This is a genomic window from Saccharolobus solfataricus (genome assembly GCF_900079115.1).
GTDB lineage: Archaea > Thermoproteota > Thermoprotei_A > Sulfolobales > Sulfolobaceae > Saccharolobus > Saccharolobus solfataricus.
On sequence record NZ_LT549890.1, the window covers coordinates 465042 to 490607 of the forward strand.

The 25566-nt window shown below is 36.0% G+C and carries 27 protein-coding genes, 2 tRNA genes and 4 pseudogenes; 20 read left to right on the forward strand and 13 right to left on the reverse strand.

Translation table 11 applies throughout. The annotated features are described in order from the left end of the window. Window positions 1-8: 8 nt before the first annotated feature. From SSOP1_RS16800 to SSOP1_RS17485, 5 genes and pseudogenes are all read left to right on the forward strand, one after another. Window positions 9-164 (forward strand): annotated as a pseudogene (locus tag SSOP1_RS16800) (IS1 family transposase); the annotation flags it as partial. A 192-nt stretch (window positions 165-356) separates the two neighbouring features. Then, window positions 357-1193 carry a hypothetical protein gene (locus SSOP1_RS02695; RefSeq protein ID WP_231918194.1) on the forward strand — a complete coding sequence of 279 codons (837 nt, stop codon included), beginning with the start codon at window positions 357-359 and terminating at the stop codon, window positions 1191-1193. Between the two features lie 2 nt (window positions 1194-1195). After that, a complete protein-coding gene (locus SSOP1_RS02700; RefSeq protein WP_009992829.1) occupies window positions 1196-1933 on the forward strand; it encodes a 7-cyano-7-deazaguanine synthase in 738 nt (245 codons plus the stop codon). A gap of 5 nt (window positions 1934-1938) precedes the next feature. Continuing rightward, the gene (locus SSOP1_RS02705; RefSeq protein WP_014511578.1) at window positions 1939-3018 is read left to right on the forward strand and encodes a hypothetical protein; all 1080 of its coding nucleotides are present in this window, start codon (window positions 1939-1941) and stop codon (window positions 3016-3018) included. 273 nt (window positions 3019-3291) lie between these two features. Continuing rightward, window positions 3292-3462 (forward strand): hypothetical protein, encoded by a 171-nt coding sequence (locus SSOP1_RS17485; RefSeq protein ID WP_231918196.1) that lies wholly within the window; start codon window positions 3292-3294, stop codon window positions 3460-3462. Between the two features lie 266 nt (window positions 3463-3728). Here the strand turns inward: SSOP1_RS17485 and SSOP1_RS17365 are convergent, their stop codons facing one another. Further along, entirely contained in the window at window positions 3729-3878 is a 150-nt protein-coding gene (locus SSOP1_RS17365; RefSeq protein WP_009992831.1) for a hypothetical protein, read from the reverse strand. Window positions 3879-3987: 109 nt separating this feature from the next. Between SSOP1_RS17365 and SSOP1_RS16805 the strand changes: the two genes are divergently transcribed. Next, a complete protein-coding gene (locus tag SSOP1_RS16805; RefSeq protein ID WP_157861868.1) occupies window positions 3988-4146 on the forward strand; it encodes an inosine/xanthosine triphosphatase in 159 nt (52 codons plus the stop codon). A 19-nt stretch (window positions 4147-4165) separates the two neighbouring features. Continuing rightward, on the forward strand, window positions 4166-4330 hold the full coding sequence (locus tag SSOP1_RS18015; RefSeq protein ID WP_409333413.1) for a hypothetical protein: 165 nt from the start codon (window positions 4166-4168) through the stop codon (window positions 4328-4330). Between the two features lie 12 nt (window positions 4331-4342). Here SSOP1_RS18015 and SSOP1_RS16115 read toward each other — a convergent pair whose 3' ends face one another. Next, window positions 4343-5293: an IS1-like element ISC1174 family transposase gene (locus SSOP1_RS16115; protein WP_010923028.1), complete on the reverse strand. Its 951-nt coding sequence runs from the start codon at window positions 5291-5293 to the stop codon at window positions 4343-4345. Window positions 5294-5945: 652 nt separating this feature from the next. After that, window positions 5946-6648 (reverse strand): annotated as a pseudogene (locus tag SSOP1_RS16120) (IS1/IS1595 family N-terminal zinc-binding domain-containing protein). A gap of 190 nt (window positions 6649-6838) precedes the next feature. Between SSOP1_RS16120 and SSOP1_RS17490 the strand changes: the two are divergent. The 5 genes and pseudogenes from SSOP1_RS17490 to SSOP1_RS02730 form a co-directional block, all read left to right on the forward strand. Then, window positions 6839-6952, forward strand: a pseudogene (locus tag SSOP1_RS17490) (ISH3 family transposase); the annotation flags it as partial. Window positions 6953-7801: 849 nt separating this feature from the next. Beyond that, window positions 7802-7951, forward strand: a complete 150-nt coding sequence (locus SSOP1_RS17275) for a hypothetical protein (RefSeq protein ID WP_162268488.1) — start codon at window positions 7802-7804, stop codon at window positions 7949-7951. Continuing rightward, entirely contained in the window at window positions 7951-8382 is a 432-nt protein-coding gene (locus SSOP1_RS02720; protein WP_009991033.1) for a hypothetical protein, read from the forward strand. Before SSOP1_RS17275 ends, SSOP1_RS02720 begins: the two co-directional genes overlap by 1 nt. 346 nt (window positions 8383-8728) lie before the next feature. Then, window positions 8729-9133, forward strand: coding sequence for a hypothetical protein (locus SSOP1_RS02725; RefSeq protein WP_009991035.1), 405 nt, complete (start codon window positions 8729-8731; stop codon window positions 9131-9133). A 110-nt stretch (window positions 9134-9243) separates the two neighbouring features. After that, window positions 9244-9786, forward strand: a complete 543-nt coding sequence (locus SSOP1_RS02730; RefSeq protein WP_009991037.1) for a hypothetical protein — start codon at window positions 9244-9246, stop codon at window positions 9784-9786. A gap of 105 nt (window positions 9787-9891) precedes the next feature. On the opposite strand, the gene SSOP1_RS02735 is transcribed toward SSOP1_RS02730, so the two are convergent. Both SSOP1_RS02735 and SSOP1_RS02740 read right to left on the reverse strand, forming a co-directional pair. Beyond that, window positions 9892-9983: transfer RNA gene (locus tag SSOP1_RS02735), tRNA-Met, on the reverse strand. Window positions 9984-10041: 58 nt separating this feature from the next. Then, entirely contained in the window at window positions 10042-10863 is an 822-nt protein-coding gene (locus SSOP1_RS02740; RefSeq protein WP_009991038.1) for a hypothetical protein, read from the reverse strand. A 111-nt stretch (window positions 10864-10974) separates the two neighbouring features. Here SSOP1_RS02740 and speD point away from each other — a divergent pair, with 111 nt between their 5' ends. From speD to glyA, 6 genes are all read left to right on the forward strand, one after another. After that, the gene (gene speD, locus SSOP1_RS02745; RefSeq protein ID WP_009991039.1) at window positions 10975-11379 is read left to right on the forward strand and encodes an adenosylmethionine decarboxylase; all 405 of its coding nucleotides are present in this window, start codon (window positions 10975-10977) and stop codon (window positions 11377-11379) included. A gap of 108 nt (window positions 11380-11487) precedes the next feature. Further along, the gene (locus tag SSOP1_RS02750) at window positions 11488-12540 is read left to right on the forward strand and encodes a hydroxymethylglutaryl-CoA synthase (RefSeq protein ID WP_009991040.1); all 1053 of its coding nucleotides are present in this window, start codon (window positions 11488-11490) and stop codon (window positions 12538-12540) included. Next, on the forward strand, window positions 12540-13619 hold the full coding sequence (locus SSOP1_RS02755) for a thiolase family protein (RefSeq protein WP_009991041.1): 1080 nt from the start codon (window positions 12540-12542) through the stop codon (window positions 13617-13619). Before SSOP1_RS02750 ends, SSOP1_RS02755 begins: the two co-directional genes overlap by 1 nt. Window positions 13620-13624: 5 nt before the next feature. Beyond that, window positions 13625-14026 carry a Zn-ribbon domain-containing OB-fold protein gene (locus tag SSOP1_RS02760; RefSeq protein WP_009991042.1) on the forward strand — a complete coding sequence of 134 codons (402 nt, stop codon included), beginning with the start codon at window positions 13625-13627 and terminating at the stop codon, window positions 14024-14026. Then, a complete protein-coding gene (gene hmgA / locus SSOP1_RS02765) occupies window positions 14023-15252 on the forward strand; it encodes a hydroxymethylglutaryl-CoA reductase (NADPH) (protein WP_010923027.1) in 1230 nt (409 codons plus the stop codon). Before SSOP1_RS02760 ends, hmgA begins: the two co-directional genes overlap by 4 nt. A gap of 43 nt (window positions 15253-15295) precedes the next feature. After that, window positions 15296-16597, forward strand: a complete 1302-nt coding sequence (glyA, locus tag SSOP1_RS02770) for a serine hydroxymethyltransferase (protein WP_009991046.1) — start codon at window positions 15296-15298, stop codon at window positions 16595-16597. Here glyA and SSOP1_RS02775 read toward each other — a convergent pair. The 5 genes from SSOP1_RS02775 to SSOP1_RS02795 all read right to left on the reverse strand — a co-directional run bounded on the left by SSOP1_RS02775 (window position 16590) and on the right by SSOP1_RS02795 (window position 21713). Beyond that, a complete protein-coding gene (locus tag SSOP1_RS02775) occupies window positions 16590-17000 on the reverse strand; it encodes a universal stress protein (protein ID WP_009991047.1) in 411 nt (136 codons plus the stop codon). The two genes, glyA and SSOP1_RS02775, sit on opposite strands and share 8 nt — an antisense overlap. Then, window positions 16997-18019, reverse strand: a complete 1023-nt coding sequence (locus SSOP1_RS02780) for a phosphorylating glyceraldehyde-3-phosphate dehydrogenase (protein ID WP_009991048.1) — start codon at window positions 18017-18019, stop codon at window positions 16997-16999. Before SSOP1_RS02780 ends, SSOP1_RS02775 begins: the two co-directional genes overlap by 4 nt. Continuing rightward, entirely contained in the window at window positions 18012-19247 is a 1236-nt protein-coding gene (locus SSOP1_RS02785; RefSeq protein WP_173645076.1) for a phosphoglycerate kinase, read from the reverse strand. Before SSOP1_RS02785 ends, SSOP1_RS02780 begins: the two co-directional genes overlap by 8 nt. Window positions 19248-19288: 41 nt before the next feature. Further along, on the reverse strand, window positions 19289-20074 hold the full coding sequence (locus tag SSOP1_RS02790; protein ID WP_009991050.1) for a hypothetical protein: 786 nt from the start codon (window positions 20072-20074) through the stop codon (window positions 19289-19291). A gap of 673 nt (window positions 20075-20747) precedes the next feature. Continuing rightward, window positions 20748-21713 (reverse strand): ISH3-like element ISC1439A family transposase, encoded by a 966-nt coding sequence (locus SSOP1_RS02795; protein WP_010923029.1) that lies wholly within the window; start codon window positions 21711-21713, stop codon window positions 20748-20750. A 345-nt stretch (window positions 21714-22058) separates the two neighbouring features. Here SSOP1_RS02795 and SSOP1_RS02800 point away from each other — a divergent pair, with 345 nt between their 5' ends. Beyond that, window positions 22059-23003, forward strand: coding sequence for a mechanosensitive ion channel family protein (locus tag SSOP1_RS02800; protein ID WP_010923030.1), 945 nt, complete (start codon window positions 22059-22061; stop codon window positions 23001-23003). A gap of 896 nt (window positions 23004-23899) precedes the next feature. Here SSOP1_RS02800 and SSOP1_RS02805 read toward each other — a convergent pair. Both SSOP1_RS02805 and SSOP1_RS02810 read right to left on the reverse strand, forming a co-directional pair. Continuing rightward, on the reverse strand, window positions 23900-24400 hold the full coding sequence (locus SSOP1_RS02805; RefSeq protein WP_009991056.1) for a DUF367 family protein: 501 nt from the start codon (window positions 24398-24400) through the stop codon (window positions 23900-23902). Window positions 24401-24522: 122 nt separating this feature from the next. Next, a pseudogene (locus tag SSOP1_RS02810) lies at window positions 24523-24736 on the reverse strand (RNA-guided endonuclease TnpB family protein); the annotation flags it as partial. A gap of 559 nt (window positions 24737-25295) precedes the next feature. Between SSOP1_RS02810 and SSOP1_RS17495 the strand changes: the two are divergent. Further along, complete coding sequence (locus tag SSOP1_RS17495) at window positions 25296-25409, forward strand: putative integrase (protein ID WP_009991058.1); 114 nt, start codon at window positions 25296-25298, stop codon at window positions 25407-25409. 8 nt (window positions 25410-25417) lie between these two features. Here the strand turns inward: SSOP1_RS17495 and SSOP1_RS02820 are convergent. Continuing rightward, window positions 25418-25492, reverse strand: a tRNA-Arg gene (locus SSOP1_RS02820). Between the last annotated feature and the right edge of the window lie 74 nt (window positions 25493-25566).

Genomic DNA, 25566 nt, shown 5'->3' on the forward strand with positions numbered 1-25566 from the left:
AACTTGTCTGGTTGAAAGATCACATGGTTGTCTCACCCGTTAATCCTAACGAATCGCTGCACTCTTCATTGAGAGATAGGCTCGTACATTTTAAGAGGACTACTAAGGCAGTAAATAGGAGCATTAGTACCATGATGTACTACATAGTCCTAGTCTTGTCGTAGAGAATGTTAATTCCAGAATTTGTAGGTTAATGACGACACTATCTCCAGACTGTTGTAACTTCGGTAAAAATATATTATATATAGAGTAAGATCGGAAAAAACTTAATATAATATGTATGTTCTATATATTTCTCTATATTCTAAATACAGTATCTTTTTAAACATATTATGAAATATTCTACACAGATAAAGGTGGAAATTAGTTCTAAAGTTGAATACATAACAGGGAAAAACTTAATACCCAAAATAAAGTCCATTTTTTCTAATATTGAGATAAAAATTGAAAATAGTGAGTTAGAAGATAAACAGTTCAAAGATTTTCTAAAATCGTATTATAACTTTTATGATAGTTCCAAGATAGATACCATTTTTATTATTGAAGTTAATTTAATCGATGAAACTTATAGAGGACTTGGCATTGGTTCATACGATACAAAGACTAATATCTCGTCTCTCTATTTTGAGTGGGAATCAACAACTAAATATGAAGTGCAAGCTGCTAGTGGTGGCTCCATAATTTGCTGGGATTACTCTACTTATTCAAAAGCGTATCATGGTGCTGTTAACATAAGTTCTGTCGCGGGAACATTAGAAGGTTTTCCATTAGAAGCAAATGTTACATATTTAACCCTAAACGACGAGGGTGAGATAGTATTCCAAGGATATCAGAAAGGTATAGTTAAGACTATTAACGGGATACGAGTTGGTAAAGTTAAATTAGTTGGGCTTATTGATGAAAAATTCCGGTTGAATACTTCGCCGGGTTATGCAGTATATCTGACACAGAAAAATGACAATATAATGTATGGAGTTTATAATCAGATACAAGTAGACCCCATGGGTAGAATGTATTACGAAACCGCCATTAGAGAATATAAAATATATAGTGGCAGAAAATTACCATTTGATGAGGTTATGATATTTAAATACAAAGATGCTAATTTCAATCAGATAAAGAGTAATAAAAGAATAGATTCAATGTCACATATAGCATATTATATGCCGGCAAAAGACCCTTACGGGAAATAATCATGGTTGAGGAAGCCATTATTCAACTTACTGGAGGAATAGATTCCACAGTATTAGCGTATTATCTTAAAAAAGATAAATATGTGTTGCATGGAACTTTCATACATTACGGCTATCCTCCCCAGATAAAAGAATTAGAGTTAGTTAAAGAATTGTCTAAAAAGCTCGATATCCCTCTAAAGATTATTGATTTTTCCTCTTATATTAAGTCTTTCGATCTCCCTCCAATAGATTCTATACAATACATAATTAAGTACCAGTTCGTGGTAGAAATCCTAGCATCTTTTTCAGCTTATCCGAATCTAAATACCATGTTTGTGGGCTGGCTTAAGGATGAGTGGAATAATAGAATAAGTCTTTTGAAGGATATTGAATCTCTTATGGGTTTTAAGGTTATAGCACCTTTTCACACAATGGTAAAAAGTGAAGTTATTAAATTGGGTAATGAATTAGGTGTAGATTTTACAAAAACTCATAGTTGCATTGTATCTGGAAAAATGCACTGCGGCATATGTATGGCGTGTAGATCTAGAAGAAGAGCTTTTGAAGAGGTAAAAGTTAAAGATCCTACAATCTACTACTATAATTTGCCTCCCGCTGAGGTAGATAAATTATCAAGGGAACTGAGCCTGGAGGAATTCGTAGAGAGATTTTTCAAACCATTCTTACAATATACCGGAGAATATCCTAAAGAATTTGTGGATAATTTAGCACATATTTTAAGAAAATATAACGGTTGAATGTAATGAAGAAATATGTTTTAACATATAGGTCAATTATCTCATTTTTCGTAGGTTTCATGAGTTTTGCGTTCATAGCTTTAATGAAAATATCGGGCTTAAGTGGCTTTCAAATAGGATTAATATTAAGTACCATATCAATATCTCAGTTTATTGCATATATTATTTTGATAGCCTTCTCGATAAGGAGAAATATCTTGGTCTCGGCAGCATTAGAACTTCTTATACCAATAATTTTAATTATCCAAAGAAGTGCTTTTACTTTCACCCTCTCTGCGATTTTTATGGGTATTGTCAACTCTATAAATTCTTCAGTTATAATAATTCAGAAAGAATTTACGAGAAAGGATTATTCAATAATGATGACCTTAACTTACGCCCTTAGCTTAGCAGGATTAGGAATATTTTACTTAAGTAAAATAATAGGAATAAATACCACCCTTCTTTTATTATTTATTCCCTTATTGTCTCTAAACTTAATATTAACATTAATGCTTAGATATGAAGAGAAGAAAGAGAGCTTGTCGGAACTCTACTCTTGGTTAAAGAACGTTGGAAAGTCAGTTTTAGTCTTTGGCTTCTTTGCGAGTTTAAGAAGGGTTCTAATTACAAGTTATATACCCTTAATTCTCCTTACATTATTTTATACATATACTCCGCAAGAAATAAGTTTATACCTCATGATAATTCAAGTTCCTCTAATTATTTTCTTTTATCTAGGCCATAAAATAAGTGTGAGAATTTTCATAACGTTGTCTATAGTAGAATTAATTCTTTTCTTATCGCTTTCTATATTTTATCGGGAATCAATATTACTATTCTTATCCTTGATACTTTTAGCTAACATGTCTTCATCCTTAAGGGCTCCAGTTGTTGAAGAGACAGTAAATAAATTGTTAAATTTCAGTACAAAAATTTCTTCATTTTACCACTTGATGGATACGATCTTCTCGGCGTTAGCGTCAATCTTGCTTGCATTTATGGTAAAATTGGATTTGTTTTATGGAATTTTTGTAATAGCAGGGTTATCTTCACTCTTGCCGTCTTTATTTGTATACAAGGTTATGCTACAGCAAAGGAAATAGTAAATAAAATGTGTAACAGCAAGCAATCTCTAAAAATAATAGAGCTTTCGATATTTTTCAGAGACATGTTTAAGGCTAATAAAAAATAGATTTTTATAAAAGAAATTTATCTTATTCCGATAAGGATTAGGTACAAATATTCAGTCTTATGATACTATTTCCACTCCTTTAGGAAATTGTTTAATATACAATATTCACTCATCTTTCATAAGTAAGCTCAATAGTTTTGATTGTGGGGAAAAGGAGCAAAATGAGTTTATAAGGAGATTTGCGGTGGGACACTATCTGTCTGGAATAAACCACACTTTTCTACTAATCTGCAATAATGATTTAGCGGGCTTCGTTTCATTTTCCAGTTATTCTTATGCATTTACCGAAGGTTTTATTAGTAAAATTAGGGAGGCGAGAAAGGAGGAGTTCAGAAGAAAGGGTTTACCTCACTAATTTGACGTAGGTTTCAAGAAGTTACCAGTGATACCTTTGGGACAGTTAGGTATAGATAAAAAATATTAGGGTAAGGGGTAGGGAGTGTTTTCGTTAGGAGTTTCATAATTCCCTATTCGTTAGGCTACTGTATCAGGAATAGTTGTATCGGAATTTTAGTTTATACAAAGACTTCTAAGGGATTTTACGAAAGACTGGGTTTTTAGCTAATTTATGAGGATAAGAACGGAGGCGCAAATTACTTTTACTCGTTATATAAAAACGTGTTAGAGGTCAAGTATAGGACTTTTCTTGCCCAACAATAATGCTTTTCTGATTAATTCTTCATCAACTTTCTCCTTCTTTATAGCCTTAATAAAATTATTAACTTCTTCATCAGTCTCTAAGATTATTTCTCCTTCTTCAACTCTAGCCATTTATTCCACTAATTTATACTCTCTAACTCTCACTTTAAATACTTTCAAGTTGGAAAAACCGTTTACTTGTTGATAAAGCTTAAATTCATGATTAGAAAGTTTGTGCCCGATGTTAGCTTTGTACTTAGGTTCTTTAAGTAAGTTGAAATATGAAGCAGTCCAAGAGGTTTTGTCAGAATATAACATTAAGGCAAAGGCGATTCCATATAAAGTTGATTCTGGAGTAACCTCTAACTCCTTTTCAAGACGAGACTTATATAGGAGCTAAAAATAGAGCCTGCGCACTAATAAGAGAAATAAATGATGAAAACTCAGCTTACGTCGGCTTAGAAAGCGGGATAGCGAACATGTATAATACCCTGTTTGAGGAGACGGTTTGTGTTATATTATACAAGGGAAAAGAGTATGTAAGTTATTCGGGAGTGTTCTCATGCAGTCATCTTATTCGATAAGTATTAGTAAAATTATATTAGATGATCTCTAATATACTGTACTCCGCTCAAATAGGCTAAGTTCAAGGGAGTTTTCTCGTCTGTGAAAACTTGCGGGTACATGACGTTCAACAAGGCCAGGCTGTAGTCAATCATCGCCCTGCTCCTGTTTACGGCCTTCGTGTCCCTAGCTAGCCGAGCTAAGTGAGACCTACAGAATGAGTTGTAGCTCTCCACGGTGTGGGTGTACTTCTTGCCCACAACGTGGTGATACAAGACTTGATAGATTGGGTAGTCGTCGGTGTAGTGGACCTCGCACTTGGGGAGTGACAGCCAAAGAAGACGGAAGGTGTTGTAGTCCCTGTCACCGGTGACAAAGAAGGGGACTCCGTCGATCAAAGCGTTCCAGATCCAGAGGTTCTGTCGTCTGGGACCGCGTCTCACGCGGACGTAAGTCCAGCTCTCGTCTAGGACCGCGAACTTCGACCTGAAGGCCTTCAATTGGGCTTGCAAGATCGACAAGTCAACGTAAGCCTTCAAGGCTGCCCTCTTCACCGAGCTGTAGACCGTGGTCAATGGCCTTCCCTCAACCTTGGATATTCCCCTCAAGCTCATCCTGTTGGTGTACTCCCTCAAGATCCTCTCCCTCTGCTCCCTGCTCATCCTGTGACTCGCAGTTCCGTAAAAGGTCCTCCCGCAGACCTTGCACTTGTACTTGCTCTTCCCTCTGGACGAACCGTTCTTGATCACGCGATCCGAGTTGCAGGAAGGACATCTCGGTCTCACGTCCTTCCTCCTCTTTACCCCGAGCTTCCTGGTGTAGTAATACAACGTGGAGGGCGGTATATTGAGCTTCGTGATCTGTACTCCCATCACGTAAGCTGCAATGGCTAATGCGATTTCCTCTGGCTTGTGCTTTCGGGGCTTAAGGTTTAAATTTCTTAGGACGAATAGTATAAGTTGTGCGAGGGCCACGAGGTTCATGATGCCTACCTAAAGAACCTCGAGGTCCTCGCACATAAGTCTTTTCAATTCCACACGTCCTCAAGTCTTCAGGTCCACTCGTTGTAACGACTACAAAAATCCTTGAAGAGATTTCTTCATCACCTTAATATTTTTACTAATACTTATCGAATAAGATGACTGCATGAGAACACTCCCCCCGACCATATAATCTTTGAGATAAGTAAGGGAAGGAAACATTACGAAATATTAAATGAAATTATTAAGGAAAAGAGTGTAAACCCTAAAGACACATGGGGAATATATACAAACTTTCGCTTAACAAGAAAAACTGAGCTAAAAGAAGCCTTTAGAAATGCGTTGATAACCTTGATTATAGATAATAATTTAGAGTGATAGGTTCTCAAAACGTCTTAAACCTTTAGTCTTTCAAACTATAAATTTCCACTGCGGTAGTTACTGCGTTATTTCTACGATTTCGACATTAGAGGAATAGGCTCTCAATTTCTCCTCTTGTCGTTTGTTCAATAGTTTTTCATAATGTACATCAGCTTACTTTCCGTGAATTTAAGCGCTATAACCGATAATGGATTCGGTCCTCCATTCTTTAGTTACCTTTTTATATTAAATATCAGAATTTTGTGCTTCTATAAAATTTTCGATAGTGTCGTCATTAAGCTACAAATTCAGGGATTAGCCTTCTCTCCCATAAGACTGGCGCTATGGAGTACTTCATCATGTTTATGCTCCTATTTACAGCCTTCGTTGCCCTCTTAAACCTAACAAGCCTATCCCTTAATGAGGAGTGCAAGGACTCATTGGGGTTAACGGGTGAGACTACCGTGTGATTTTTAACCAGAAATAAACGTTGTAATCGTCACTAACCCACCATCATCTGGCAAGTGAACCTTAATCTCACGAAAAGTATTCTCATCCCTCACCTAAGACTAAATTATGTAAGCCCCCATCTTCGTGTAAGCGTAACAAGTGGAAACCCACTTGTAAAAAGTCCTAGTGTTTCTATACAAGTATGTCCACATCTCATCAACAATCTTAGTAACAACTTTACCCTTGACCAGCTCTTTAGCCTGATCCCACGAGCCTCTCGTGCTTCTGCCCACCATAACGCTTAATCCAGGTGAAAACAGTACCCAGAGGCACATTAAGTACCCTAGAAATAGCCCTCATACTCATATTAGCATACTTCTTAAAGCCTCAACTCCCTGGAGTGATCGTGATAAATTGCGTTTGCAAGGAAGTACTTACCACAATCCCTACACAAATACCTCTGCTTATCCAGAGGCTTACCACACTTAACAACGTGATGACTATGACAAGAGGGACAAGCTATGCCTAATTACAAGCTTCCTACCCATAAGTAATGCTCGTTATACAAATATAAATAGCTTAATGACCACACTATCAAATTTTCCACTGATAACTATAAGTAAATTAGTAATTCTATTAAGATAGAAACCGGATTATATATATTATCGAAACCGTGAGGGGAAGGGGAATTGCTGTGAGTAACCTACTTGAAGGTATTATAGCAACGTTTATTCTAGTGAGGTGAGTAAGGAGTTAATTCCCGTTCTTCTTTCTTATTTTCCCTTGAATGTTTGGTTTTTTGTTAGTTCTTGGAGAAGGGTTAAGTTGCGGAAGTTTTGTCAATCTCTCTTGTAAGGGATTGATGTGTTGCCTAGTTCAAGAGATCAAAGGGTAGGGGATTCTTAAGGGAAGTGTTTTCCACCAAGTCCAGCTGACTCTATGCTTCCCTTATTATTCACGTTAAATAAATTCTTATCGTCAGTATATTCAGGAAAAATATTATTTATTAGATACAATAGGTCGAAATATATAATATTTTATCTAGATTATATGAATAAAATTCAATTTATAATAGGTTTTCATTATCTTGAGATAAACGAGATTCCCATGCTGACTCGTATTAACCTCCCTAGCTATGTAGGTGGTCTTTAATGAAGAATTAATGCCGCCGCGGGGATTTGAACCCCGGACAACCGGATGTCAAAAACGTTAAATTAATAGGCTTGATTTAACACCTTTGTGTTAAAGGGTTAATTTTCATTCTAATAATATAATTTAGATTAAGTATTAGATGAAAGAATCTACATCGTATGAGACGTTAAACCCTTAAACACCTCAGTTACTTTATCATTCTCCTCTATTCTAGTGTATAAATCTTGAACTTCTTGTCATAATATTTTATCTATAACGTGAATATTATTCCCTTTCGATTTTTGGAAATGTTGTTAAAAATAGATTTTTGTCATATTCGAACTTTTTAGACCAAATAACCAATATGCATTAACTTTTGCAGCTGATATTGTTATTATTGTCTCCTAACTTATTTTTCTGAGTGAAGAGACATTCTAAGCTTTTAAATACTAAACAACCAAGCACACTAACATTTCTAGTTCAAAAATTCGTTAATAGAGCATAGCAGACAAAGTTATAGCTCTGCAAGTTCATATTTAAACTGAGAATATGACTACTCCCATCAAGGTTATGAGGAAATATTACGCAATAGATTATAATAGAAGAATTGTTGCTGAGGCTGATTCTGAAGAGGAGATTGATAGGATCATGGAGAAGAAGGGTTATAAGAAAGGGACTTACGATATTTTAGTCTCCATCAAATATGTAGAGAGTCAATAATGTCTCGCGAGATAGAAGTACCTTTTGTCAAGGTTAATGATACGTATTTACCTTTACTTAAAGTGGAAATGGAGTGTCCAAAACTAGGTAGTGAGTATTTAGTTTACGCCCTTCCAGATACTGGAAGCAGGTTTTCTATCATTAGAAATGATACGTTCTTAAAGTGTTTTGATGAATCCTCGTTAAAAAATCGTTTAGTCGATAAAGTTATAATTTCTAATCTGCTCACTACAAAAGAAAGGTATAACATAAAATTTCATTTCGTGGAACTTAATGAGACATTACAGATACCCGTGACATCTTTAGACTTCGTAAACTTAGGTGAGGGTATATATCCCAGCCTAATTTTAGGTAGGGAAGATTTCTTCTCAAGAATAATGATATGCTTCGAAAGAAACGTTAGACTAATTATTAAGGCTAACGATCTTTAACTAAATATTTACAAATTTTCTTTAAATGTACAAAAAGTTCTATGCATTATCTTCTTACGTGGAGATTTTGTCTTTATACTCAACACTAATTAATTTTTTGATGAAACTACGGTATTTGAACATAGCTTTATCCTCTTTGATCCTCTTATTCATATCTTCGGTATCTGTTAAGGCTGTTAGCATCTCTATGCTGATTTAAGGACTTCTGTTGCATCTAGTTAGTTTTAAAAGATAATTGCACACTCTTTCAAACTATAACCTAGTTAGGTTAGAAGCAAAATAAGTGATGAATAGTGTTAAGGTATTCCATTATAGTTAACTTTTTTTTAAAGTTCTCAATTCTTCTATGCCTCAGAGTTTAAAGCCTAAGAGTATTAAATTGTTGCATTATGAAGAGAAGAAAGATGATAAGCGAATTTTTAGACAAGGAGTGACATTAATAGAGTATGAAGGACAACCGTCAAAGATAATTCAATGGAGTCAGTTAATAGAGGGCGATCCTTTCGGTGACCACGAGATAACCTATAGGATAAACTACGGGTCTGAAAGCGAACTTAGAAGTTTTAAAGTGAAGTATTTAGGAAGGGAAGGGGATAAGCATAGGGTTTTGATTAAGGAAGGAGTGTCTGGTTGTGGAACCAAGACTAAGAGGATAGAGAATAAGGAAGTACTAATATCAGACAAACTATACCAACCTTACCCTTTGCAACAAAAAAATGAAGAAGGGAGAGATCCAAATCCGATAGAATGAGGAGTAAAAATTGCTTGCGGGCTAGGTGGAGAATATCTATGTCAGAAAGCTGGTCTATGTTGTTAGAAATTTTTTAAGTATTATGAATAATACTAACCGGGGGATAGGTTATGGAAGAAAAGAGATTATCCTTTTTTAAATGGCTCGGTCTAGCATTACTATTTATAGTTTTACCTAGTGCAGTGGCTGTGGTTCTATCGTTTTCTGTTCCTTACTATATACTACATGATATGACACTGGCCAATGCTCTTAGTACTATTATTTTTATATTAGGATTTGGGGTTTCGGCTATTTACTTTAACAGGTACTTAGAAAGTCGTGGTCTTATTACCCCCTTTATGAAGAGGGTATCCATTACCATCTTACCGGATAGCGGACAACCTATTGACGAGAAATATATTAAGAGTTTTGAGGCTAGACTTAAGTTTGCTAAAGGTGAAGAGTATATTAAGCTGTTAGCCATGCTTGGCATGATGTATTTGCAGAATGCTGTAGCTTATGACAACAAGGATTTTTATTTGAGGGCTAAGGAGTACTTGTCAAGGGCTGAGGAGGCTATGCAAGAAAAGAGTGTGAGCTTTGAGACTAAAGCACTCGTTGATAACTTAAGGAGTAAAATTGAGACTTACAAGTACCGTTTCGGAGAAAGATAAAGACTTAAACTTATTGATGTTATTCAGATATTATTAATTTAGCTCTTACTTTTAGTAGTTCATCATCGAGAAAACTATTGAAATTATTAGCAAATTTAGTTAAGGTGCCGCCGCGGGGATTTGAACCCCGGACAACCGGATTTCCCGGATATTACGCGTATGAGTCCGGCGCTCTAACCAGGCTGAGCTACGGCGGCTCTTATAAGATTCTTCGTCAAATACCTAAAAAGTTTTTTCTTATCTACCCTTAGGTTATTATGATATAATACTTACTGTGAAATAACCTTGATACTTTACTCCTTGACCTTGTAAAATTACTGTCATATTGAAATTTGCCATTGGTACGAATAAGTAGAAATATACTGGGGTATTTCTTGGAATGTTAATTAAGAATGAGTTAGCGTGATCTAAGTAACTAAGTGTTACGTTGTATTTTCCTGGCTGAAGATATTGATTGGCAAGTGGTGATATTGTGAATTTTGTAAATAGGAACGAGGTATTTGAAGTGTAATTGTATTGGTAATATACTATACTATAGCTGTAGTTGAAATTGGCAGATGGAGTGAAGCTTCCTACTAAGCTAAAAGTGGGTAACTGGTTTTGGTTAATTCCCATCAATAATGCTATGTTTCTCGTTAACCCCGTAGTATAAATCGTGTTCACATCGCCGAACTGTTTTGAATAGCCGTAAAGTCCATGCACTAATACTTTGAACTCCTCTATCTCTGGAAATAAAGTGGAGGAAGAAAAGGTCAAATAGACAATTGCAGTTGAGGAAGAGTGTGATTTTAAGGTTATTGTAGTTGAGTTTGCTATTATTTTTAATACTCCATTTGATCCTGGAACGAGATAGCGTGATAATAATGTAATGTTGAGCGTTTGGGTTAACGGTGCGTTATTTGTAGCTGTTATTGCGAACGCAATTACCTCGTAATTGTTTGAATATATTCTCCAATATATGGGGTTTACTGAAATATTAACATCAACGTTTTCAAGATAAAATATTGTTGCGACTGAGCCAATTATAATTATACTTATTATTATTAAAATGCTTCCAATCCCAATACTTTTTGCCATTACGTGTACTACTTATTACCTAGATATAACGTTTATCCTAAGGTTTATGGGGATAGATACACTTATTATTCTCATATTATTGAGAATGAGATGGGGGCATAAGAAAGAGAGATGTCAGAACGGGAGGTATTACAAAAAATTAATTCCCCCGAAGGCAAAGAAGATAGGATAATAGGGAAACATGTGTTCGGCAACCTATATGATATCGATGCAGAAAGGCTTAACGATAAGGAGTTTCTAGAGAAGTTAGTGCTAGAGGCTGTAGATATAGCTCACATGAAGCTAGTGGAAATTAAAGCTTGGTCTTTTGGGGGTAAAAAAGGTGGAGTTTCGGTTATAGCACTAGTTGAGGAAAGCCATATAGCACTTCACACGTGGAATGAGTACAATTATGCTACTCTTGACGTTTATACTTGTGGTGAAGATAGTGATCCACAATCTGCTTTTGCCCATATTGTAAATGCCCTCAATCCCAAACGTTACCAAATGTTTTATGCCGATAGGAGCTCACAATAGTTTTTTCTATATGAATCTCTATTTGTTTTTTAATTCATTCGGCAACTGTCTATGGCTTAATAGACAAAAATCGAAAACCTTATATTTGATCAAAGCAGTAAGAAAGTAATGCTCTCTGGTATTCTTGGATGGGGTGCTTATATTCCAAGATATAGAATAAAAGTAGAGGATATAGCTAAGATGTGGGGTTATGATGAGGCAGTTGTGAAAAGCCTCGGACTGACCGAGAAGTCTGTTCCTGGTCACGATGAGGATTCTACAACTATAGCTTGGGAATCATCGATAAATGCAATTAAGAGAGCTCAAGTTGATACTTCTAAGATAAGGCTAGTCCTTTTTGGTTCAGAATCTAAAGTTTACGCTGTAAAACCCACTTCTACCATTTTAATAGACGCACTAGGCATTAACAATTATTCAGCAACTGCGGATATGGAATTTGCATGTAGGGCTGCATCGGTAGGATTAAGGTTAGCATCAAGTTTCGTTTTACATAATAACGATAGTTACGCGTTAGTAATAGGTGCAGATACTGCACAATCTAATCCGGGGGATGTTTTAGAACTAAGTTCGGCAGCGGCTGGTGTTGCTTTTGTTGTTGGCAAAACTGATGAGAAACACTCGGCTGCCGTGATAGAATATTCTTCATCTTATACCTCTGATACTCCAGACTTTTGGCGAAGGGATGGAACTCCTTATCCAGTCCATGGTGAGGGTTTTACTGGAGAACCAGCTTATTTCCATCATATAATTTCCGCTGTTAACGATCTACTACAGAATAGTGGTTTAAAGATTTCTGATTTCGACTATTTTGTATTTCACCAGCCCAATGGTAAGTTCCCGATCCAAGTTGCTAAAAAGCTGGGTGTCCCATTAGAGAAAGTTAAACAAGGGTTAGTTTCTCCATATATTGGTAATCCCTATAATGCTTCTGCCCTATTAGGTTTAGCTAAAGTTTTGGACATTGCGAAACCTGGTGAAAGGATCTTGGTTGCTCCATTTGGTAGTGGTGCTGGTAGTGACGCTTTTAGTATTTTAGTTTCTGAAGGCATATTGGCGAAGCAAAAATTGGCTAAAACCGTAGAATATTATATAAATAATAAAAAACTCGTATCTTATGCTGAATATGCTAAATATACTAATAAGATAAAGGTGTATGAGTAATGGTAGAGGTTTACTTAAATTCTTCATCAATGATTCCAATAGATAGATATTACGAGTATGATATTTATGATTTGGTAATAGAGGCCTATAAGAACTTTGAAGGAGAATACGATGTAAATAGTATTGACCTAATTGTTGTTGCGAATGCCTATTCCCAAAAACTGAATAACGCGTCTTTAATTGCACCAAAGATTGCTGAAAAGATAGGGAAACCTAACGTACCTTCTATTAAAGTGGATAACGCTGACGCCAGTGGAGGTGCTGCTTTACTTACAGCTTATTCACTGATTAAGAGTAATATGGTAAATTCGGTTTTAATAGTAGGAGTTGAGAAGCAGTCGGATTATCCTTCTAAGTATCTTTATGATGCCATATCCACCAATTTAGATGATTACATGTTTTATAATGGCATCTCTTCTCATTCAGTAGCTGCACTATTAATGAGACAGTATATGAAAAGGTATGGCGTTGATAGAAATTATTTTGCGAATTGGGCTATCAAAATGCACAAGAACGCCACGGAAAATCCTTTTGCGTATTTAAGGTTTCAGGTTGACTTAAATACCGTAATTAATTCGCAGATTATCTCAGATCCTGTAAGATTATTTGACGTCGGTGCGAGAGCTGACGGGGCTGCAATACTCTTACTTTCAAATAATAAGACTGAGTCAGCGGTAAAGATTAATAAAATCCTTTCCGCACAAGCCAGATATGACTTTTCTCCATCTTTACCTTCTGTAAGAATGTTAAGGGATAAGTTAGAATTGAAATTCAGTGAAAGAACCGGGATTGATATTCACGACTCCTATAGTATTATGGCTGCTTTAATGTTAGAAGAAGCGGGAATATTTGAAAGCGGTAAATCCTTGCATAATTTAGATAGTGTGAATGTAAATTTAGGCGGAGGATTAAAAGCCCGAGGACATGTAGGTGGGGCTTCCGCCATATACCAATTAGCTGAGGCTCACATGCAATTAATTGGTTCGTTTAAAGGCAAAAAGGCTAGTGTTGATAATTATATAGTAATTTCCTCAGATGATTTAGGTATGGTGAGTTATGGTATTAATTTATCGAGGTGATCTAGATGAAAATAGCTCCTCCTCAAGTTTGGAGAAATAAAAGATTCATGTATAAGTTAACAGCGAGTAGGTGTGAACGTTGCGGACATATAAGCTTTCCATATTCATCGTATTGCACTAAGTGTGGTAGTAAAAACGTTAAGAAGATTGAGATAAGTGGCAAGGGAGTATTAGAATCCTACACTGTTTCCTATCAATCTAGAGACGGGCACGAGAAAGGCCTTCCAAGTGTTATTGGTCTGGTTAGACTAGATGAAGGTGTAGAAATAGTAGCACCTATCGTAGATGCGGATTTAGATAAACTAAAAGAAGGAGTTAAGGTAGAAGCTACATTAAGGAGAGTTTATACGGACTCATATAATGGTTTAATACAGTATGGGATAAAGTTTAGGGTAGCTGAAGGATGAAAATTGATGAAGTGGTTGAAAAGTTAGTAAAGGGAGAAATTTCTTTTCATGAAGTTGACAATTTATTAGAAGCAAATGCTGCAATGGTTGCGAGGAGGCTTGCATTAGAGAAGATTGTAGGAGTCGGTCTTCCCTCAATTGGTTCTACAGTTATTGATTATAGTGAGATAAAAAATAAAAATGCCGAAAATGTGATTGGAGCAATACAAATACCATTAGGTATAGTGGGGCCAATTAGAGTCAATGGTGATTACGCAAAGGGCGATTTCTATGTACCTATGGCGACGACAGAAGGAGCGCTAATAGCCAGTGTAAATAGGGGTATCAAGGCTGTTACACTAAGTGGGGGAGTTAGGGCTAAGGTTTTAAAGGATGAAATGACGAGAGCCCCCGTTTTTAAGTTTGATTCAATAGAACAGATACCGAATTTTCTAAAGTTCATAGAGGAGAATCTTGAGAAGATAAGGAATATAGCCAATTCTACCTCTCATCATGGTAAATTAAAATCCATTACACCTTTCGTACTAGGCAATAATGTTTGGCTTAGATTTTCCTTTGAAACTGGTGATGCTATGGGGATGAACATGGTTACGATAGCAGTTGAAAAAGTATGTGAGTTTATAGAGGAAAACTTCCCATCAGCTGATTGTTTAGCTGTAAGCGGAAATATGTGTAGTGATAAGAAACAGACCAATGTCAATAGCCTCTTCGGTAGAGGTAAAACTGTAGTGGCTGAGGCTCTCATCAAGAAGGATGTTATAAGGAATATATTACACTCTAATGCTCAACTAATTCATGATATAAATCTACGGAAGAATTGGCTCGGGACAGCAAGAGCAGGATCCTTATCTCAATTTAATGCTCATTTCGCAAACATAGTCACAGCAATCTTTATAGCTACTGGCCAAGATGTAGCTCAAATAGTTGAGAGTAGTTCTGGATATACATGGACTGAAGTAAGAGGAGAGGACTTATATATATCAGTTACACTGCCCTCGTTAGAAGTAGGAACTGTAGGAGGAGGTACAAGGTTACCTACCCAGAAAGAAGCCCTATCCATTATGGGAGTTTACGGCAGTGGAAATCCACCTGGCTCTAATGCTAAGAAATTAGCTGAGATCATAGCTTCTACTGTACTATCTGGGGAACTTAATCTCCTAGCTGCTTTATCCAACAAGGAGTTAGGTAAGGCTCACGCTAAACTTGGAAGAGCTATGAAAGTCTAATCTTTTTATCAAAGTTTAAATATTCTGTAACTACTTTACTCTTATGTCACTTCCTAAAGAATTAGAAAAAGTTCTTGAAATTACTAAGGCACAGAACGTATGGAGAAGGACGCAGACTTTGAACCTTATTGCATCTGAAAACGTAATGAGTCCACTAGCTGAAAGTGTGTATATGAGTGACTTCATGTCCAGATATGCAGAAGGTAAACCATACAAGAGATACTATCAAGGGACCAAGTATACTGATGAAATCGAGACTCTTACTATGGAGTTGATGAATGAGATAACAAACTCAAAGGATTGTGATCTAAGACCTACTAGCGGTACCATAGCAAATGCGGCTGTGTTTAGAGTTTTAGCTGAGCCTGGAGATAAGGCATTAATAGCACCAGTCCAAGCTGGTGCCCATGTCAGTCATACCAAATTTGGAACATTGGGAGCTTTGGGTATTCAACATATTGAAATGCCATTTGATGAGGAAAACATTAACGTAGATGTAGATAAAGCAATAAAGATGATAGAAGAAGTTAAACCAAAATTCGTAGTGCTAGGAGGCAGTCTTTACCTATTTCCTCATCCTACTAAGGAATTAGCTCAACACGTTCACGCTGTAGGAGCTAAATTGGTTTACGATGCTGCACATGTTTATGGGTTGATAGAGGGTAAAGTTTGGAGTAACCCACTAAAAGATGGAGCGGATATTATGACTGTCTCTACGCATAAGACTTTTCCTGGTCCTCAAGGAGGAGCGATTTTCTCTGATGGTTCAGAAGTTTTTAAACAAGTCTCAAAGACAATATTCCCATGGTTTGTTAGTAATCATCATTTGCATAGATTACCAGCTACTGCAGTAACTGCCATTGAGATGAAATATTTTGGCGAAAGTTATGCTAATCAAATACTAAGGAATTCGAAGGCTCTAGCAGAGGCTTTAGCTGAAAGAGGATTTAAGGTAATTGGAGAAAATTTAGGTTATACTAAGAGTCATCAAGTAGCGGTAGATGTTAGACAATTCGGTGGGGGAAATAAGATAGCTAAGCTATTAGAGGACGCAAATATCATAGTAAATAAAAATCTATTGCCCTATGATAAGCCAGAAGATGTTTCCGATCCAAGTGGCTTAAGAATAGGGGTACAAGAGATGACAAGATATGGGATGAAAGAAGGTGAAATGGAGGAGATAGCTGAGCTATTTAAGAAAGTTATTATAGACAAAAAAGATGTTAACGAAGTTAAAAAAGAGGTAATTGAGATGAGAAGGAATTTCTTGGAGGTTAAGTATACATTCGATGATATGAAAGATTTAGAAAAGTACTCGTCAAAATCATTAAAATTGATCATCTAACTAATATCACAGATACTGGAGCGTTTATCGATATTGCTAACGCTGTAGAGCCTATATTTATATCGCTATTTAGTGAAGTTCCTCTTGCACCCATTATTATTGCGTCATATGGTTCCTCATTTATTACCTTTAATATCTCATTTGAAACACTAGACTCCTTTATGTTAATCTTAACTATTTTTAAATCATATTCAATCTTATTGTTTATTCTTTTTTCAATAAGTGACTGTATATCGTTCATATTATTACAATCACTGCATACATGTATTATAGTTATTTTGGAGCCATATCTCATACCGAAGTCTACTGCAAGATCTAGCGCCCTTAAACTATTCTCAGAACCATCCACTGGTACTAGTATTTTCCTTAACCAGAAGCTTACAAAATAAGATGGTTCACTCATATTAGATACCCCTTTAATATTCCTAAACTTTCATTAGTAATTCTCATGGAATCTTCTGCACTCATTAATTTCATGGAAGCCCTTATTGCATCTATATTTTCTGGTACCACTATTGATTCTTGATGTACCGCGTACATGAGCATGACCTCGTCATCCTTAACGTAAATCGAATCACTAAATATCATTACCTCTGGAATATCATTTCTGTCCCTTTTCAAATCTCTCGCCACTTCTACTAATTCCGCTGTAGCTTCTGCATCATACTTTGAGGAGATTAGAACTATCCTTGGAGTATTTTCTAGAACGCTAAGTATATCTTTTTTCTCTACCTTATCTTTTAAGGTTATATTGATAAAGTGCATATGCATCAGTGTTGTTGGGGCTATTACTGCCATCGTAGCTATATCTAAATTCCTTATAACGCTATTAACGTCTTTTGCGTGATGGCTTGGCACTGTTGCGGGATCAGGTACTAATGAATTTATAGGTCCCTTCTTGACTTCCTTTTGATCAGCAGCTCTTCTAACTATTGTCGCTCTAACTTTCTCCACTTTACTGACCTTATTTACTGTACATATTGTTCTAAGTAGTGCAGTAGTATTACATGATACTACTCTAATGTACTTTTTGCCAAGGGCCTCGTTATAATTACATAAGGCTGAGAATGAGATATCAGCTACTTCAGCTTTTTCGCCACCTTGAAATATAGCGTTTCTCTGTAATTGTAGATAAATTGGCTTATATTGTGCACCAACACCATTTGGCGTAGTATCCACTACAATATCTGAGGTTTTTATTAGATCCTCTACTGTGCCAGCCACTGGTATTCCCGACTCTTCGAATTTCTTAATGGACTGTTGGGGTACGTAAATTCTGATTCCCCTACGGTGTGCTATAAAAGCTTCGTAATTTGGAGATGTCTTCGCAACCCCTACTAATTTCATGTCTGGTTGTTTAATGATGGCATCAGCGACTCTTTTCCCTATAGTACCATAACCGTTAACAGCTACATTAATCACCGCTATTCACCACCGACATTGATAATGCCTCTAATGCTGGTAATCGTTCTCCAGATAAGAATAAGAGGAGAGCTCCTCCACCAGTAGAGATATGAACTTTACTACTATCTATCTTCATATCCTCATCTAAAGCACTTATCATGTGTCCACCTCCTATTATAACGTAACCTTGTCCCTCTAATGATGCTTTTAAGACGCTTTTACTTCCACTCTTAAATCTTTCATCTTCGATTACTCCCATTGGTCCCCTTAAAACTACTACTTTAGCATCTTTTATAAATGATGAGTATATTTCTGCAGTAGTGGATCCGATATCCTTTATAATGCCAGTGACCTTACTAGCTGGTTCCTCGATTACGTTTCCGTTTATTTCTACCTTATAGTCAACTGGTATTTCGATAGGAGCTCCACTTAGAAGTAGTTTTCTAGCTCTAGGAATTAGACTCAGTATACCTAATTTTTCCAGAATTTCCATATTCTTTGGATTTAAATTCATTCCTTTAGCGACAGAAAATAATTCTGCAACTAAACCCCCAGTAAGTATTCTGTCAGCTATCCTTTTTCTCACTAGATTTTCAATTATCCTAATAGTATCGTGAACCTTACCACCACCTAACGTAAATATCTTTGGTGTGTCTTCGGCATTAAAAATCTTGGCTAACGCTGAAACTTCCCTTTCCATTACTCTTCCAGCTGCTGATGGTAAAGCTAAAGGAAAGCCTACGATACTAGGCTGACTTCTGTGTGCAGTAGCGAACGCATCATTGATATAAATGTCGAAAAGCGGAGCTAATTTCTTTACTAAAAAGCTTTTTACGTGTTGTTGTGGTGGAGCCTCTATTAACTCCTCTGAAATTAATCTTATATTATCTAAGAGTAAAATCCCATTATTTTCTAATTTTTTAATCATTTCCCTTGCATATGGGCCTATTACATCATCTACGAAAATTACTTCTCGATCTAAATACTTTGAAATTAATTTAGCATGTTCCTCTAAACTTGTGAAATCCTTGTCTCCAGGCCTACCTTGATGTGAAATTAACACAACAGAATTGCCCTTATTAATCAATTCCTTAATTGTTCCAATATGTGCCTTTATTCTAGAATCATCAATTATTTTGCCGTTCTCATCTACGGGGGAATTTATGTCTATTCGTAACAGAACTTTTTTTGATTGGATATCTATATCATCCATTGTGGGTATAGTTAAGTCTCCCACTTTAATCAGAAAGATCCCCACTTATATTCCGCATTTTAGGGTAATAACTTTTAGCAACGCAGAGAATCGATAATAAAACGATCCCAAATTAGGGGTATCAAGGCTTTAGTCTTCAGCTGATTTATAAATATCTGCAACTCAATTTGCCTAATATTACTCCTGTTTAAAGAGATCTTTGGCTCAGAAAAGCTAAAATATTCTAATGCTTTCTTTAAAGGTTCGATTGACTCTAAGGTTTGCTGTATTCTACACTCTGCTACTGCTTTAAGTCGCGTCCCATCACCAGTATCTATTTCCGAAACACTACAGTTAACTCCAAGGGTTTTTTCAATCACGCTCTTTATTAATGATTGAAGAGTATAAGGTATTTCATATAAACTTACTCCAATTGGTGGAAAGAGGAGTTTTACAGAACCCCGTGTTTCTTTCAGATTTCTAACTACAACGTCTATGTAGAAAAATATGAAAAGAATCCCACAAATCTTCAATTTAAATATCTTTATCTCACCAACTGTAAGAGTATCACTTAAAGAATTTTTTATTGTAGTGGCTAGATCTAGCTCTTTTATATTTCCATTACCACAAATCATCCCCTTTATACTAGCCAAATTTCTTATTTTTTCATCTTCGATATATTGAATGACATATAGATCGTGATTCTTTAATCCGGCTTTCTTGATTGATTTCTGCAAAATATTTGAAATATATACTAATGGCTTATTATGGGAGACGATTAACCACTCCCCGTACTCGTCAGCGTAAAATGGCTCCTTAATCTCGTCATTTTTATCTTTCTTAAATATGTCAAAGATCAATTTTTGAGCCTCTAATAACATTATGCTATTAAAGTTTAAATCCTTAACAATTAGCAGTTACCTAGCTTTATGCTTAAAAATTACGTTAGGCAGTGATATAACTCTATAGATACCCTATGATGCAAGAAGAAAGCTTATAAGGTGGGGAAAAGTTAAACACATTTAAATCTTAGGGTGCTTTCTGCTTTGCGAACTTGTTGAATTTTCACAAAGAGTTAAGAGATATTACAAACATAGATTGAACATCTTTAGATTAATTGAAATGAGGAAAATAGCAGTTTAGTATAAAAATAGTCATCAGATCGACTAAGCAAGAGCTTCTATAAGATTTCATGAATTTATATTTAATCCTCATCCTACTAACCAGTATTTCCCTCCCATATCATCTGTAGGACTAACTCCTTACGGAGAAGTGGGGAGGTTCATCGAGTAGCTTCCTTCCCCTTACATTACTTATATAGTCTGTTGTGGCGCCCAGTGGTGTTTCACCAAATTATTTCATTTGAAAGATATAATATTAGTCCTTTCAAAAAGAGATTGATATAGAGAAAAACAATAAAATTATTATGAAACATAACATGTTAAAATAATTTGCAAAAAATATAGCGTACAATTCTAATAATAAGAGGAGAATTCTGAATTTTTCTCACGTGGTGAAAACGACGTGCATAGTCTCCTCTGAACACCGAGAAAGTTAGAGAAGCTTGACGAATGAATCGAAGGACAAAACCTTCTTACACGTGGACTTGAAGTTAAAGAGAAGATGATTCACTAGATTCCACGCAGAATCCAGAACCGTGTAATAGAGGAACAAGAAGATCTTATTACTCAACTTCCTAACATACCTTATCCTTGCCTTCCTAACCTTAAAACCCTCCTCAACTTGCCACCTCAACCTATAGAGTTCAGCCAGTTCATAGGGATCTCCCTCGAAGTTCGTTACGAACATGAAGTGCCTCGGCTTCCCCTTAACGTAAACCACATCGTAATAATAAAGCCCTTCAAATTTCAAGACCCTATACGCAACGTAAACCCTGTCCTTAACCTCGTATCTCTTCTCAACTAATGGAACGTTAGATAGTTCCTTGAATCCCTTCAAGTTCGACTTTCCTCTCACAATGGTCTTCACGGGCATTTCCTTGATGACCCCTAGGTTCAAGAATCCGGCGTCAGCTACAACGTAATCTATTTCCATGTATTGGCTTACTTCCCTCACGCTCCTGAGTAGGAACTGTGATGGACTGTCGCTTCTCAAATCTGCTACCTCCACTAGGAGGGGTAACCTTAAGGGATATACGAGGTCCAAGGATCTCATCTTTACTCCTTTTCTCTTCCAGTTGTAGAGTAGAAAGCCCTCTGCTTTTTCTTGTTCCTTTTCTCCCACGGTTAATCCGGTCTCATCTACAGCGACTACGTTGATCTCTCCCTTTACTTCTCTGTAGATTGGGTAGAACTTGAAGGTTCTCTGACCTTTACTAATTACTTTCTCGCCTCGTCTTACTACCTTCAAGTAGTATTTTCCTCTGTTTCCGGTTAGCAAGGATGGTGCTGCTTTCACTATTTCCGGGTCTAGATCTTGAGAGATAACGTTAATATTGTTTGTTGCTAAAGTTATAGCGAGGGACTTCAGCTCCGTTTTGGGTAATATCATGGTTTGCATAACGGAGTTATGGAGTCCCTCGCTTTAACCTTTTCTTGTTCATCTCGTCCTTCCACCTACTTTCCTCTATTGATAATACTAGACAAATGGTATTACTCTTTATATATAAACTCGTTTTCTGTTAGTTTCTTCAACAAATATGAAAATTTTTTGCTTCTTGTGTTGAAATAAGCCGATTTTTCTAACTCCGCTCTGATATTTTTCTCTTCCATAGAAATTGTATCATTTTGAGTAAAATTGGTGAAACACCACTGTGTGGCGCCCTCAAATTATAGATAACGCCAGATGATATAAACTTTTAAGCTTATTAGAAACTGCTGACTAAGGGAAGAGTAGTAGATAGAGATGCGGATGAGTTTACGTATTGCCATATTATTATTTTTATTATTTTTAGCATTTAGCCTAGGCTTTGTAATTCAGTACTTCTTGCAAGTTTTTGGGATAACTAACCAGTCTACTATCAACTCTGTGATTTTCTATCTTAGGATAGCTCTATACGTATTTATTGGCTTATGGATAGTATCTTCAATATCAGAGGCCATAAGGGTCTATTCTCAAAGGAGACTTGGTATAAGGGCTAATGTAATTGCAAATAGCGTAAGGTACTTTGGGTATGTAATTGTTTTTCTATTAGTGCTGTTACCCTTAGGAGTTGGCTCTTCTACGCTTATTGCAGGAAGCACTTTTGCAGGCTTAATTATAGGTCTTGCTTTACAACCGGTCCTAAGTAACTTCTTTGCCGGTCTACTGATAATGCTCACTGGATATATAGTAGTTGGGGACAAAATAAGGGTTCTTTCCACACAAGTACCATTCTTCCCTGCGCAATTTCCAGCATATAAATATTTTTCAACGGACTTTATAGAACAAGGATATAAAGGTACAGTAGTGGAAATAGATTTGTTTTATTCTAGAGTTCTTCTAGAGAATTTAAGGGAATTAAGAGTGCCAAATATTGTATTGCTGAACTCAGCAGTTTTGGACTATACTTCAAAGTACTCTGAGGAACATGTGATCAATGTGAGAGTGGAGTTTCCATTAGCTTTTATAGACATCAACAAGTTAGAAGATATAGTCAAAGAGGAATTAAAAGACTTTAATGTAGTAGAAGGACCTTATATAAATGAACAAAGCGATAAAGACCACGTAATAGTATTGGCTAGATTAAAAGTTGGTGTTAGTGAAGATTGGAGGAAAATAAAGTCTAATGCACTAAAAAGGTTATTAAGACTAAGACAAGAGCTTATAGATAAGAAGAGCCAAGATTCGCAACAAACAAAGATCTCATAACCGCACACATTAGTTTTTCAAATAAACTGTAAAGTTCATATAAATTTGTCACAGATAAATTTTTGGATGAGACAATACCAGATGTGATGTTATATCACGGAGAAGTTAACGCTACAGTGCGCAAGATATTACGTCTTTCAGCAGATAGTCGATGGATAGAGTTTCCGCTAACGGGTGTAGAAAAGAACGAATTGGCCAGCGACTCGGTAAAGCCCAAGTGACAAAGAGTTAATATCTAGTATTATAGAAATTATATGAAACCCAAACCCTCTTAGATTCAAGAAGTATGTAATAAACTTCGAATCAGACTAGTGTCGACAATAATTTTATTAATTTAATATAAATCATATAAAATATCCGTTTATCTTCAATTTAACATATGATTCAGATGCTAAGAAAGAAAAACTATTACAATTTTTAAATCCTTTCTCAGAAATTTTTGTTACGCAATTGAGGCATTCGATGAGATTGGTATTAGAGGAATTTTAAACTAAGTTTCAAATGAATAAAATTGTAGTCTCCACTTAATTAGACTTACTAACAAATCATTACCTCACCACTTTACGAAAGTTAGAAACGTAAACAGAGAAAAACTTGTATAAAAAGGATTATACTCTTGCTACCTACCCTAATCTACACCTTCTTGACTAATTTATTATTAACTATTACCTTTCGTCTATAACTAAGTTTGCCCTTCAATTCTCTGATTTTTTTACATCATTATTTAGAATCTTGCCAATTTTCCTTTCAACTTAAACATTAGTGGATATTTGTTTCACTAAATTGTAACCAAGTTTGTATACTATCTCATATAATTGGTATCTAACGTGAACTTACGTAGCTTTGAACTCTTTTCTAAAGCGAGAGATCTAAGTTGAAATTCAGTGTTCATATACTCATTTTTCAAGTATTTTCTCAATAATTTCTCGCTCGATTTTCTTTATATCTTCCTCGGTTTTGTTTTTATAAGCTTCCAGAAGCTCCTTATTCAGTTCTATGAATGTATGTCCCCACTTAACTACGTTGGAAAGCTTTATAGCCTCTTCCACCTCATCAACAATGTACAACGTAGCTATTAACGCCTCAATAGAAGACAGTTTATAGGCTATACCGTAATGTATTGGGTTCCCGGCAAATAAGATTGGAATTCTTCTATGTTCCCCTCTTATATTTTTAAACTCGCTTTGGGACGTATTATTCCATGAAGTATCAACTATAGTTATGCCAATTCTCCTCACAATATCTTTATCCTTGTTTGACAGAGTTATTTGAGCGAAAGGGTCAAGAACTACACCTTTACCTACTCTAGTAAATTCTGCAATTTTTAGTTTGACTAACTTCTTCCCAGTACATCTCTTTGGATCATCCTTATGGTAGTCTATAATATATACCTTCATTTGCTCTCTATAATCTTTATGTTCCTTGAATATTAATAAATATAACGAGGTTCGTAAGTTGCTTTTATCATAAAATTTTATTATATAATGGTGAGACGTTATACATTTTAGGGGTTTGGGCTTCATGGGATTTCATGATATTTAATATCAATCCTCAGCCCTTGGGCTTCACCGAAGTCGCGGACGTTCATCCCTCTCCGCCCCATTAGCGGGATAACCCCAACCCACATCCGTGGAATATCACGGATGTGAGGAAATCCCGCACATCTTGAGGTAGATTGTCTTACCAACCTTTCGGGATACAAACCCACATCTGGGGCAAGACTTGTATAAGAGTTTGTGGCAAAATAATATAAACTTTACGGTTTATCGGAAACTGTTGGCTACGGCTTGAAATCCACTACTAAACATACCAGACAGTAAGAAATTATGCTGAGAAAAAGACAGTTACAGAAAACCGCTAGAACGAGTTAAACAAATATCAAATGGAACACTAAAGGAAGAGATGTTTAAAGTTAAAAAGTCACGCCTTTATTAAGGTTTTTAAACTTTGAACGTTAGTTTCTTTAATCTCCTTTTATCATCAACTCCGTTTTAATTTGGATATTGCTCTTTCAATTTCACAGTATTTCTGTTTTCTACCTAACATATTATAGTTTTTATTCCTTAGTTGATATTCGAAATGAGAAAATATTATGCTTGTCAAGACTTTTGTAAGTACACGGGTGTATATACCAAAAATTTTTCATTATCGCAGAATTTTTGAGGCTTTCTTTCAATTTAACAGTAAATTGACAACTGTTATGCGTTGCGTGAAAATGGCGAAAGATAAGACGCGTTATAAATATGGTGATGTAATCATAAGGAAAGAAAAGGCAAGTATTATGTCTATAAATTGGAAACGATAAACGGTGAGGTAAAGGAAACTTATGTCGGTCCTTTAGTTGACGTAGTTGAAACGTACGAAAAGTTGAAAGATAGCAGTGGGGGTGTGGGGGTATCCCCCTAACCCCACAACGGACCCGCCGGGACTTGAACCCGGGACCTCCGGCTCCGCAGGCCGGCGCTCCGTCCTGGCTGAGCTACGGGTCCTCAAAATACTGTAGTCGTAGTTCTATCTGGTGTTTTTCTTTCTCATGCATATTAATAATGTTTACTAAGATTCA